This window comes from Parasediminibacterium sp. HNIBRBA5674, assembly GCF_056745525.1.
Genome location: NZ_JBQWIE010000014.1, coordinates 37,260 through 49,690 on the forward strand (window position 1 = coordinate 37,260; position 12,431 = coordinate 49,690).

The following is a 12,431-nucleotide window of genomic DNA, read 5'->3' on the forward strand; positions in this document are numbered from 1 at the left end:
ATTCCCAACATCAAATTATCTTCATCACTTAAAAAATAAAAGTATTTAACGAGCCATGTCATATCCTTACCAGATTAATTCATTTGAAGATTACCAATCAGCGTATAAACAAAGTATAGAAAACCCTGAAGATTTTTGGGGTGAAATTGCCAGCAATTTTATTTGGCGAAAAAAATGGGATAAAGTTCTTAATTGGAATTTTAAAGACCCAACTATTGAATGGTTTAAAGGTGGTAAACTTAATATTACAGAGAACTGTATTGATAGGCATTTAGCCACTATGGGTGAAAGACCAGCTATCATTTGGGAGCCAAATAATCCTGAAGAAAGAACACGTATTGTAACCTATAATCGTTTACACAAAAGGGTTTGCCAGTTTGCACAAGTACTTATTAATAATGGTGTAAAAAAAGGTGACCGTGTATGTATTTACATGGGTATGGTGCCAGAACTAGCTTATGCTGTGCTTGGTTGTGCTAGAATTGGTGCTATTCATTCTGTAATATTTGGTGGTTTTTCTGCGCAAAGTATTGCTGATAGATTGTACGATGCTGGTGCAGAATTTATAGTTACTTGTGATGGTGCTTACAGAGGCGAAAAAGTAATTCCGCTTAAAAATGTAATTGACGATGCTTTGATTGGCAACAGAACGGTGAAAAAAGTAATTGTGTATACACGCACAAGAACACCAGTGTCTATGCTAAAAGGTAGAGATGTATGGTGGGAGGACGAAATGGAACACGCAGAACATCAAGTAGAGAAAGATGGTGTTGTAAGCTTTCCTGCTGAAGAAATGGATGCAGAAGATCCGCTGTTTATATTGTACACAAGTGGTAGTACTGGCAAGCCAAAAGGTGTGGTACATACTTGTGGTGGTTATATGGTATACACTAACTACACTTTTGTAAATGTGTTTAATTACAAACAAGGCCAAGTACATTTTTGTACTGCCGATATAGGTTGGATTACAGGGCATTCGTACATTGTATATGGCCCTTTAAGTGCTGGTGGTACAAGCTTAATGTTTGAAGGTGTACCTACGTACCCTAATGCTGGTAGATTTTGGGATATTGTAGACAAGTATAAAGTGAGCATTTTATACACAGCGCCTACAGCTATTAGAAGTTTAATGGGCTTTGGTTTAGAGCCTTTGCAAGGCAAAGATTTATCATCGTTAAAAGTGTTAGGCACAGTAGGCGAACCAATTAATGAAGAAGCATGGCATTGGTATGATGAACACATTGGTAAGAAGAAATGCCCAATTGTAGATACTTGGTGGCAAACAGAAACAGGTGGTGTACTAATAAGCAATATTGCTGGCATTACACCATCAAAACCAGGCTGGGCAACATTACCACTGCCAGGTGTGCAAATGGTACTAGTAGATGAAAAAGGCGAAATTGTAGAAGATGGTGAGGAAGACACAGTGAGTGGTAACTTATGTATTAAAGCGCCTTGGCCTTCTGTTTTACGTACCACTTATGGTGACCATGAACGTTGCCGTGTAAACTATTTTGCTACGTATGAAGATTTGTATTTTACTGGTGATGGTGCATTGAGAAATAAAGATGGTTTTTATAGAATTACAGGTCGTGTAGATGATGTATTAAATGTTAGCGGCCACCGTATAGGAACTGCAGAAGTTGAGAATGCATTGAACATGCACGCTGGTGTAATAGAAAGTGCTGTAGTTGGCTATCCACACGATATTAAAGGGCAAGGTATTTATGCGTATGTGGTGCTAGATAAAGTACATGGCTCGCATAATAATGATGAAGCGTTAACCAGAAAAGATATTTTACAAACTGTAACAAGAGTAATTGGTGCTATTGCAAAGCCAGATAAAATACAGTTTGTGAGTGGCTTGCCTAAAACTAGAAGTGGTAAAATTATGCGTCGTATTTTAAGAAAGATAGCAGAAGGTGAAGTTGAAAATTTAGGTGATACTTCTACACTATTAGACCCAAGTGTGGTTGATGAAATTAAAAATAATAAGCTGTAATTAGCAATAGCTTAAGTATTAAAAAGCCCTACAGTTATAGTACTGTAGGGCTTCTTTATTATTCGCACTTAGCGTTTATTTTTAAAAAAATCTTTCATTAGTTTGGCACATTCAAAAGCTAAAATACCAGATATAATTTCTGTTTTTGGGTGTAAAGGACTGCTACTTGTGAATTTTCTGTAACCATTTTTGTCATCAGTAGTGCCATAAACAATTTTACCAATTTTACCCCAATACATGGCGCCGCAACACATCAGGCATGGCTCTACCGTTACGTACAAGGTAGCATCTGGTAAATATTTACTACCAAAAGCATTGTAGGCTGTTGTTAATGCTAATATTTCAGCATGCGCTGTACTGTCGTTTAGTATTTCTACTTGGTTATGGCCTTTGGCAATAATTTTATTATTCACCACTACCACAGCACCTACAGGTACTTCATCTTTATAAAATGCTTCTTCAGCTTCTCTTAAAGCTTGGCGCATAAAATATTCATGTGAAAATTTAACCTCATCAAACATTTGCGCAAAATAATCATTTGTTGAAAGCTGTATAAAAAAGATGAACTTGGCAACTTATTTCGTCCATTTTTCGTTTTACTTAAAAATCAATCCATGACCGTTAGACAACGCATTTTAAAAGCCATTTATCCATTAATCATGTTGAAAGGAAAATTGTTTCCTTCTAAAATTGATGTACAGAAAAATGTTTTACAAGCACCTAGTACTACATCAATATACGACTTAGAATTCGTTTTAAATAATGGTACTACCGTTGCTCTGAGCAAATACAAAGGGCAGAAATTGGTAATTGTAAATACTGCTAGCGACTGCGGTTATACTGGTCAATACGATGAATTGGAAAGTGTTTTTACTGAATACAAAGGCAAAGTGATGATGCTTGCATTTCCTGCTAATGATTTTAAAAACCAAGAAACCGCAGATGATAACACTATTGCGCAGTTTTGCAGAATGAATTATGGTATTAGTTTTCCTATTGCGCAAAAGACTAACGTTGTCAAAAGTGCTAGTCAGCATCCTATTTTTCAATGGCTTTCTAGTAAAGAAAAAAACGGTTGGTGCCGCCAAGCACCCGTTTGGAATTTTTGTAAATACGTAATTAACGAGGAGGGAATTTTAACCCATTTCTTCTCGCAAAATATTTCCCCTGCGAGTAAGGTGTTTTTAGAATCCCTAGTTTAAGGGGTGTGTAATTGTTAAGCTATTTGCAAATTGTCTGTACTTTTATCTGCCCTAACAAATTAAAGAATTGCCATGCTTACGAAAAACGACATTGAAAGATATTTTATTTCCGAAAAAAACGACGCTCGTATTTTTATTATTATTGGAATTACTTCTGCTATCATTGGCATTTTAGGCTTTTTTATTTACAAGTCTCAAGCCTGGAAAGGCGCAGCACTGCCATTAATTACAATTGGTTTTATAGAGGTAATAGTTGGTTACTCAACTTTTAAAAGAAGCGATGATGATAGGTTAAGAATGATTTATGCTTACGATATGAATCCGAGTGAAATTAAATCGTACGAACTACCTAGAATGAATGTGGTAAATAAAAATTTTACAACGTACCGCTTATTAGAATTAGGATTGGTAATAGCTGGTATAATGTTGGTATTTTATAATAGTTTCTTCTCGTTACCTGAATACAAACAAACAGAAGAGTATTCATTTTCTCATGGCCTAGGCATTGCATTAGCTATTCAGGCGGTTATTTTATTAAGTACCGATTTTTTTGCTGAGAAGCGTGCCGCTAAATACACCACACAAATTAAAAGCTACGTTCAAGAACTTAAAATTTCTAGATAAATCTTTTACCCTGTAAAACTTATTAAGCCTTCTACGGCTTTATCTAAAGTTGTTTTCTGCTTCGCAAAGCAAAAACGCAGCACCTGATTATCTGTACCATCTTTGTAAAATGCTGATATAGGTACAGTTGCAATGCCATGATGTTTGGTGAGATAAATAGCTAAGTCTTTATCCGACAAATTGCTCAAACCTTTGTAGCTATAGCACTCAAAATAGCTACCATGTGATGGTATTAATTTAAAAGCTGTGTTTGCCATCAAGCTTCTGAAATAATCACGTTTTTCTTGTAATGTTTCACCAAGCGATAAATAGGCGTCTTTATTAGTAATGTATTCTGCTAATGCTACTTGCTTTGGTGTATCGCAACTAAAACAATTAAACTGGTGTACTTTTCTAAACTCAGCCATTAAACTTGGCGCAGCAATACAATAGCCCAATTTCCATCCTGTACAGTGATATGTTTTGCCAAAAGAAAAACATACAAAACTGCGTTCTAGCAAGTCTGCGTGGCGCAAAATGCTTTGATGTGTAATGCCATCATATATCAAATGTTCGTACACTTCATCGCTTAAAATAATGATGTTGGTATTGGCTACAATACTTCTCAATTCTACAATGTCTTTTTCACTCAGCACACTACCTGTTGGGTTATGTGGGCTGTTTATCATGATCATTCTTGTTTTGTTGGTGAGCTTTGCCCTTACTTCATCCCAAGGAATTGAATAATCTGGATATTGCAATGCAATGCGCACCGCTACACCACCATTTACTTCTATGTTAGGTATATAACTATCATAGGCTGGTTAAAAAACAATTACTTCGTCACCTGGTTGCAATACAGTAGTTAATGCTGTGTAAATGGCGTAAGTGCCGCCAGGTGTAACGGTTATTTGTGTATCTGGGTTAATAGTAGTTTGATACAATTGGGCTACTTTCTCAGCCAATCTTTCTCTTAACAATGGTAGCCCATTCATGTGTGCATATTGGTTAAAACCATCACGCATGGCTTTGGTTACAAGGTCAGTTAGTTCTGCACTCATCATAAAGTCAGGAAAACCCTGCCCTAGGTTTATAGCTTTGTGTTCTATTGCTAGCTGACTCATTAATGTAAAAATGGTTGTGCCTACATTGGGTAGTTTCGATTGAATGTGCATCAGAGATATAATTGAGATTACTTGCTTCTAAGATTTTTATAAATTTTTATAGCACTCATTAGCACGGCAATAAAACAAGCCAAGCCTACCAAGCCCCATACTAAACTCATGGCTTGTTTTACTACTACAAGCATTACAATTACTATTAAAAATATGGTGGCAACTTCATTCCATACACGCATTTGCTGCGATGAATATTTAAACACACCTTTCACTTGCTGCTTAAATAAAACATGTAGCGTATAAAAGTATGCGTACAAAAAAACAACGAAAATGAGCTTTAGTAATAGCCATCTGCTACCAGTATCTAATAAGCCGTATTGCCAGTGACCCATAAATAAAATGGCTGGTCCAAATATGAGTGTTAATACAGCTGATGGCCATGTAATTCCATACCATAAGCGTTTCATCATTATGGTAAATTGTTCTCGTAGAGCCTGCTTAGCTTCTTCAGGTTTTTCACCTGCTTCTATGTTGTAAATGAACAAGCGAGGCATGTAAAACATACCAGCAAACCATGTGACAATAAATATGATGTGCAAGGCTTTTAGATATAAATACATAACCGCTGATTAATAATGATAGTATGATATGCTATGCAATTATACACTTTATCTCAATTTCCCTTCATTGTCGCATTATCAAATCATCACATTATACCATTACGGCTTCACCCTCACTTTCCTTTACCCATTTTGTTACTGCATTTATCCATAGTGGATGCGTGTTTAAGCAAGGTATCATTTCGTAGCTTTCACCACCTGCTTCTATAAAATCTTCTTTACCACGTATTGCTATTTCTTCTAGGGTTTCTAAGCAATCACTTACAAATGCAGGGCAAACTACCAATAGCTTTTTAATCCCTTCACCTGGCATGTCTTTTAATCTAAAATCGGTGTAAGGTTTTAACCAAGGGTCTCTACCAAGCCTTGATTGAAACGAATAGCTGTATTTATCTTTTGGCAAGCCTAATGCTTGTGCAGTTAATTCTGTAGTAACTAAACATTGGTGTCTATAGCAAGTTTCATGCGCTACAGAATCTACGCTACAGCAGTTTTCTTGCATCAAGCAATGTTGCTTAGTAGGGTCAGTTTTTTTCAAATGTCTTTCTGGTATACCATGATAGCTAAATAATATATGGTCATACTCTTGCGACAAATACGGCTTTATATTTTCTGCAAAAGCATGAATATAATCTACATTATTATAGTAAGGCTTTATCGTTTGCAGCTTAAATGGGTATTGATATTTTGAATGTACTTCTTTCATGTAGTCAACAGCCGTTTCATAACTACTCATGGCATAATGCGGGTAAAGCGGCACCAATACAACTTCTTCAATGCCTGAATGTTCTTGCATCAATTTGTCGTAAGCATATTTTGGCGAAGGATTACCATAGCGCATTGCAATCTCTACTGGTTCTTCAAAGTTCTCTTGCACTTTAGCTTGCAGTTGCTTCGTTATTTGTATCAGTGGTGAGCCTTCTTTCCACCAAATTGTTTGGTAAGCATGTGCACTTTTAGGCGCACGTAGCGGCACAATAATACCACGTACCAATAATAAACGCACCAAATAAGGGATGTCTATCACTTTCTCGTCCATCAAAAACTCAGCTAAATATTTGCGTACATCACTCGTTTTGGTACTATCTGGCGAACCAAGATTCATTAAAATAATACCACGTTTTATATTACTCATGTAAATTGTTTTAAAAGTTGTGCTAGCGTTTCTGCGCTGTTTTTAATGGTTTCTCTTTTGGCGTTCCCTTCGGTCGGGCTTTGCGTTGCAAGTCCTCGCAACACTTTGTGTTGCTGTGGGCTTTCCACTGCCATCCCTTACGCAATAGCACAGTCACACTTTTTATTTGGCAACACCAGCTCTTTGTCTATCAAAGTTGCCCGCAAAAATAACCGTCATTCAACCAAATTGTTCGGCAATATGATATTAATCAGGTTTCAACAATTTATGACATTAGCATGACAGAGAAAAGCATCCTCGAACAAACTCAGCAATACCTTTGCATCTAATTAAGAGGAATAAAGCAAGCAGATGAACCCAAAACAATCGATTGACATTTCTAATTTTTACATTGTAGGTATCAATTACCGCAAGTCAGATGCGTCAATTCGTGGGCATTTTGCTATTTCAAACGAGCGTAACGCTATTCTTCTTCAATCAGCCGCACAATATCATGTAGACGAGTTTTTTGTACTATCTACTTGTAACCGTACCGAAATTTATGGTGTAGCACCAAGTGCTGATAACTTAATCGACTTATTGTGTACAGAAACTGTGGGCGATAAAACAACATTCAAACAAATGGCTTACATCAAACGTGGTTATGATGCTATCAACCATTTGTTTTCTGTAGCCGCAGGTTTAGATTCTCAAATTTTAGGCGATTACGAAATTGTGGGCCAATTAAAATTGGCTGTAAAACTTGCTAGAGAATATAATTGTATCGGTGCATTTTTAGATAGATTGGTAAATATTGTATTGCAAGCATCCAAAAGCATCAAAAATAACACCCAATTAAGCGGTGGTACAGTGTCTGTTTCTTTTGCAGCTATCCAGTTTTTAAAAGAAAATGTAAGCGACATCGCTAGTAAAAAAATTGTGTTACTCGGTACAGGTAAAATTGGTAGAAATACTTGTAAAAATGTGGTTGATTATTTAGAAACCACCAATGTTACTTTAATAAACCGCACAGAAGATAAAGCCATCGAATTGGCCGCAACTTTAGGCTTACGTACAGCGCCTTACAGCAGCATAGAACAAGAGGTAGCTTCAGCAGATATCATAATTGTAGCTACCAATTCTCAAGAACCTATTATTACAAAAGCACAGCTACAACATAGTAATAGCAAGGTGTTGATAGATTTATCAATACCAAATAATATAGATCCACGTTGTAAAGAGTTGTCACATATTACATTGGTAAATGTGGATGATTTATCTAAAATTAACGACGCTACTTTACAGAAACGTGTGGCCGAAGTGCCAAAGGCGAAAGCCATCATTCAAACGCACATTAATGAGTTTGCAGAATGGTATCAAATGCGTAAAAACGTACCAGTTATTACTGCTGTAAAAACGAAACTACAACACATGCAAGCCTGCAACTTGTACATGAATTATTCATCACAATTTACAAGTACAGCCACTGCATTACCTACAGAAGAGCGCATTAAAAAGGTAATTAACAACATGGCGCAAAATATGCGCAAGCAAAATAAAGGCGGCTGTAATTATATAGAAGCTATCAACGATTTTATGGCTCATAGCGCCAACTAATTTCATTATGCATACACCCATTCGCATAGGCACAAGAGAAAGCCAGCTAGCCGTATGGCAAGCTACCATTGTACAGCAATTATTATTACAAAACGGCTTTGCTGCCAAACTTGTGTACATTAAAAGTGATGGTGATATTGACCTTAAAACACCTTTGTACGAAATGGGTGTGCAAGGTATTTTTACACGTAGTTTAGATATTGCTTTACTCAATGGAAGCATTGATATTGCTGTACATTCAATGAAAGATGTACCAACGCAATTGCCAAAAGGTATTATACAAAGTGCTGTTTTAGAAAGAGCAAGTTTCAAAGATATTTTGGTACTCAATAGTCAATGGTCAATAGTCAATGGTCAATTGCCAACAGATATTGTCGATTATCAGCAACCAGCAACTAGTAACCAGCAACTTGTCATCGCTACTAGCAGCATTCGCAGAAAAGCACAGTGGCTACATCGCTATCCAAACCATAGTATTGAGAATTTAAGAGGTAATGTAAATACACGATTAAAGAAAGTGGCAGAAAGCAATTGGGACGGAGCCATTTTTGCAGGTGCAGGTTTAGAGCGTATTAATTTACGTCCAGCAAATAGCATTGATTTAAATTGGATGTTGCCAGCACCAGCACAAGGCGCTATCATGGTAGTTTGTAGAGAAGGCGATGCAACATGCTTTGAAGCCTGTCAGCATTTTCATCATGCTGAAACAGCTTTATGTACACAAATAGAACGCGACTTTTTAAGAGCGTTAATGGGCGGCTGTTCTACACCAATAAGTGCATTGGCACAAATACAAAACAATCAGGTACATTTTAAGGGAAATATTGTAGCCGTTGACGGCACTGCGAAAGTAGAGATAGAAAAAACAGTTCTTGTTTCTGAAGCAACAGACTTAGGTTATATTGCGGCAAAAGAAATTTTAGAACAAGGCGGCAAAGCCATTGTAGACACTATTAACCATGCTAACTAAACCTGTAAACGTTTTATTTACCCGACCATTAGATACGATACTTGAGCAAAAAGCATCGTTAAGAAAAGTATTTGTAGACACTGCCAAATTTATTGAAACAAAAACTACTACTGACGAGGCAACAATTACTAGTGTAAAAGCAACGAGTGATAATACAGCAACTGTTGTTTTTACAAGTACCAATGCTGTAGAAGCGGTTGCATCTTTTATCAATAATAAACCAAACTGGGACATTTATTGTATTGGTGGTGCTACTAAAGATGCTGTGATTGAAGTATTCGGTGAAGCAGCAATTAAAGCTTTAGCTAAAAGTGCAGCAAACTTGGCGGACAAAATTATAGCTACTGGCACGGTAAAGAAGGTAGTATTTTTTTGTGGTGATCAGCGCTTAACTACCTTGCCTGAAACACTTGCTGCACATGGTATTGAGGTAGAAGAATTGGTAGTGTATAATACAGAATTAACACCGCAGATTGTAGAGAAAAATTATCATGGGGTGGCCTTTTTTAGCCCCAGCGCTGTGCATAGTTTTTTCTCTGAAAATACAGTTGCTACAAATGTTATCATGTTTGCAATTGGTAAAACAACTGCAGCCACCATTGCTAGCTATTGTAGCAATAAAATAGTTACCTGCGAATGGCCAGGTAGTGAGCAAATGCTTGATACGGTCATTCATTACTTTGAGAAGAATTAAACTTAAACCTATAAGGTTTTTAAAACCTTATAGGTTTATAATACAAATAGAACAATGCTACAAAACGATTTACTATTACGCACATTACGTGGCGAGGCAACAGAAAGAGTACCAGTTTGGATGATGCGTCAAGCAGGTAGATTTTTACCTGAATACAGAGCGTTGAGAGAGAAGTATAGTTTCTTTGAAAGATGCCAAACACCAGCATTAGCGGCTGAAATTACTATTCAACCAGTTGATATTGTAGGTGTAGATGCAGCTATCTTATTCTCTGATATTTTAGTAGTGCCACAGGCCATGGGCTTAGAGGTGCAAATGGTAGAAAGTAAAGGCCCTATTTTACCAGAACCAATATTAACACAAGCAGATTTAGCTCGTATTCAAGTGCCAAATGTGGATGAAACATTAGGCTATGTTTTTGATGCTGTAAAATTGATTAAGCAAGAATTAAATGGTAGTGTACCGTTAATTGGTTTTGCTGGTGCACCTTGGACGTTGTTGTGTTATATGGTAGAAGGTAAAGGCTCTAAAACTTTTGATAAGGCTAAGCAATTTTGCTATGCACAGCCTGAACTAGCGCATACGGTGTTGCAAATGATTACCGATACTACCATTGCCTACTTAAAAGGTCAGGCGAAAGCAGGTGTTGATGTGGTACAGATTTTTGATAGTTGGGGTGGCTTGTTAAGCCCTACAGATTTTGAAAATTTATCGTTGAAATATATTCGTCAGATTGTTGCTGCTTTAAAAGATGAAGTGTTAACGATTGTATTTGCAAAAGGTGCATTTAATAGTTTAGATGCTATGGCAGCAACTGGTGCAGCTGGCTTAGGCATTGATTGGTGTATTAAACCACAATTGGCTCGTCAGTTGGCTGGTGATAATATAACCTTGCAAGGCAATTTTGACCCAGCAAAATTATTAGCACCAATACCAGTGATTGTTGAAGAAACAAAAGCCATGTTGAAGGCTTTTGGTAAGGGTAGGTATATCGCTAATCTTGGTCATGGTATTTTGCCAAATGTGCCTGTAGACCATGCGAAAGCATTTATCAATACGATTAAAGAATGGCGAAGCGAGTAGTAAAAAGTGAAAACCGTTTTTGCGAAGCTAAAAAAGCACCGTCAACCAGTTAATTATGCTTTTTTCACTATGCAGAAGCTCGTTTACTGGTTAAAACCGTTTTCGTGAAGCTAAAAAAGTACCGTCAACCAGTTAATTATGCTTTTTTCACTATGCAGAAGCTCGTTTACTGGTTCAAACCGTTTTTGCGAAGCTAAAAAAGCACCGTCAACCAGTTAATTATGCTTTTTTCATTATGCAGAAGCCCGTTTACTGGGTAAAACTGTTTTTGCGAAGCTAAAAAAGCACTCATAGATGCTTTACAACCTATAATATGGATTTAAACAATATTATCAGTACTACAAAATCATCCCCTTTGGGGATTAAGGGGCTTTGGATTAACTACATTCATACGCTTCAAAATCATATTTGTCAGGCACTAGAGCTTGCCGATGGCAAAGCGGTGTTTGTAGAAGATGCGTGGGAAAGACCTGAAGGTGGTGGGGGCAAAACGAGAGTGATTGCCAATGGCGATGTGTTTGAAAAAGGTGGTGTAAATACATCGGTGGTGGAAGGTTTGGTAACCGATGCAATGCGTAAGCAACTAAATATTCAAGGCCATAAATGGTTTGCATGCGGCTTAAGTTTGGTGATACATCCTTACAATCCTTTTGTGCCTACGGTGCATTGCAACTACCGCATGTTTGAGTTGTACGATGAGCAAGATAATGTGATAGATAGATGGTTTGGTGGTGGTACAGATTTAACGCCTTACTACTTGTTTGAAGAAGATGCCAAGCATTTTCATTTGACGTATAAAACGGTTTGCGATGGGTTCGATAAAAGCTTTTACCCAACCTTTAAAAAAGTGTGTGATGACTATTTTGTAAACACACATCGTGGTACTGAAAGACGCGGTATTGGTGGTATTTTTTATGACCATCAAAAGCCTTCAGAAACAAAGGATATTAACTTTTGGATGAACTTTGGAAAAGCTTGTGGCAATGCATTTACAGAGGCTTACATACCTATTGTAGAACGCCGAAAACACATGGCTTTCACGCCTGAAAATAAACATTGGCAAGAGATAAGAAGAGGCCGATATGTAGAGTTTAATTTGGTGCATGATAGAGGTACTTTGTTTGGTTTAAAAACCAACGGTCGTATTGAAAGTATATTGATGAGCTTGCCGCCAACAGTGCGTTTCGAGTACAATTATCAGCCTGTTGCTGGCAGTGAAGAAGATAAGTTATTACAAGCTTGTTTGCACCCAAAAGAATGGGTGAGTGAGCAAGAAATTGATGCAGATGTGTGGGCAAGAAAAGTGAATAGTTGTTAGGATATTTTGGTGACCAGCTTTTGTTTTTCAATTAAACAGCGTTGCGTCGCACACTGCAAGGTTTAGCTCTTTTCTTAACAAAAAGAACTT

11 protein-coding genes and 1 pseudogene are annotated in these 12,431 nt (G+C 37.1%); 8 read left to right on the forward strand and 4 right to left on the reverse strand.

Annotated elements, in window-relative coordinates; genetic code table 11:
• Nucleotides 1–55 precede the first annotated feature (55 nt).
• Complete coding sequence (gene acs / locus ACT9TX_RS08785; protein WP_481337906.1) at nt 56–2,002, forward strand: acetate--CoA ligase; 1,947 nt, start codon at nt 56–58, stop codon at nt 2,000–2,002.
• Between the two features lie 68 nt (nt 2,003–2,070).
• On the opposite strand, the gene ACT9TX_RS08790 is transcribed toward acs, so the two are convergent.
• Nucleotides 2,071–2,523 (reverse strand): nucleoside deaminase, encoded by a 453-nt coding sequence (locus tag ACT9TX_RS08790; RefSeq protein WP_481337907.1) that lies wholly within the window; start codon nt 2,521–2,523, stop codon nt 2,071–2,073.
• 93 nt (nt 2,524–2,616) lie between these two features.
• Between ACT9TX_RS08790 and ACT9TX_RS08795 the strand changes: the two genes are divergently transcribed.
• Both ACT9TX_RS08795 and ACT9TX_RS08800 read left to right on the forward strand, forming a co-directional pair.
• Nucleotides 2,617–3,204, forward strand: a complete 588-nt coding sequence (locus tag ACT9TX_RS08795) for a glutathione peroxidase (RefSeq protein ID WP_481337908.1) — start codon at nt 2,617–2,619, stop codon at nt 3,202–3,204.
• 72 nt (nt 3,205–3,276) lie between these two features.
• Nucleotides 3,277–3,828, forward strand: a complete 552-nt coding sequence (locus tag ACT9TX_RS08800; RefSeq protein ID WP_481337909.1) for a hypothetical protein — start codon at nt 3,277–3,279, stop codon at nt 3,826–3,828.
• 5 nt (nt 3,829–3,833) lie between these two features.
• On the opposite strand, the pseudogene ACT9TX_RS08805 reads toward ACT9TX_RS08800, so the two are convergent.
• From ACT9TX_RS08805 to hemH, 3 genes and pseudogenes are all read right to left on the reverse strand, one after another.
• Nucleotides 3,834–4,982, reverse strand: a pseudogene (locus tag ACT9TX_RS08805) (methionine aminotransferase).
• 17 nt (nt 4,983–4,999) lie between these two features.
• On the reverse strand, nt 5,000–5,545 hold the full coding sequence (locus tag ACT9TX_RS08810; protein ID WP_481337910.1) for a CopD family protein: 546 nt from the start codon (nt 5,543–5,545) through the stop codon (nt 5,000–5,002).
• Nucleotides 5,546–5,636: 91 nt separating this feature from the next.
• Complete coding sequence (gene hemH, locus ACT9TX_RS08815) at nt 5,637–6,680, reverse strand: ferrochelatase (RefSeq protein ID WP_481337911.1); 1,044 nt, start codon at nt 6,678–6,680, stop codon at nt 5,637–5,639.
• Nucleotides 6,681–7,031: 351 nt separating this feature from the next.
• Between hemH and hemA the strand changes: the two genes are divergently transcribed.
• The 5 genes from hemA (at nt 7,032) to hemF (ending at nt 12,341) form a co-directional block, all read left to right on the forward strand.
• The gene (gene hemA, locus ACT9TX_RS08820) at nt 7,032–8,276 is read left to right on the forward strand and encodes a glutamyl-tRNA reductase (protein WP_481337912.1); all 1,245 of its coding nucleotides are present in this window, start codon (nt 7,032–7,034) and stop codon (nt 8,274–8,276) included.
• Between the two features lie 7 nt (nt 8,277–8,283).
• Nucleotides 8,284–9,246: a hydroxymethylbilane synthase gene (gene hemC, locus ACT9TX_RS08825; RefSeq protein WP_481337913.1), complete on the forward strand. Its 963-nt coding sequence runs from the start codon at nt 8,284–8,286 to the stop codon at nt 9,244–9,246.
• On the forward strand, nt 9,236–9,940 hold the full coding sequence (locus ACT9TX_RS08830) for a uroporphyrinogen-III synthase (protein ID WP_481337914.1): 705 nt from the start codon (nt 9,236–9,238) through the stop codon (nt 9,938–9,940). Before hemC ends, ACT9TX_RS08830 begins: the two co-directional genes overlap by 11 nt.
• A gap of 54 nt (nt 9,941–9,994) precedes the next feature.
• Nucleotides 9,995–11,023, forward strand: coding sequence for a uroporphyrinogen decarboxylase (gene hemE / locus ACT9TX_RS08835; RefSeq protein WP_481337915.1), 1,029 nt, complete (start codon nt 9,995–9,997; stop codon nt 11,021–11,023).
• 313 nt (nt 11,024–11,336) lie between these two features.
• Nucleotides 11,337–12,341 (forward strand): oxygen-dependent coproporphyrinogen oxidase, encoded by a 1,005-nt coding sequence (gene hemF, locus ACT9TX_RS08840; RefSeq protein ID WP_481337916.1) that lies wholly within the window; start codon nt 11,337–11,339, stop codon nt 12,339–12,341.
• Nucleotides 12,342–12,431: the final 90 nt, after the last annotated feature.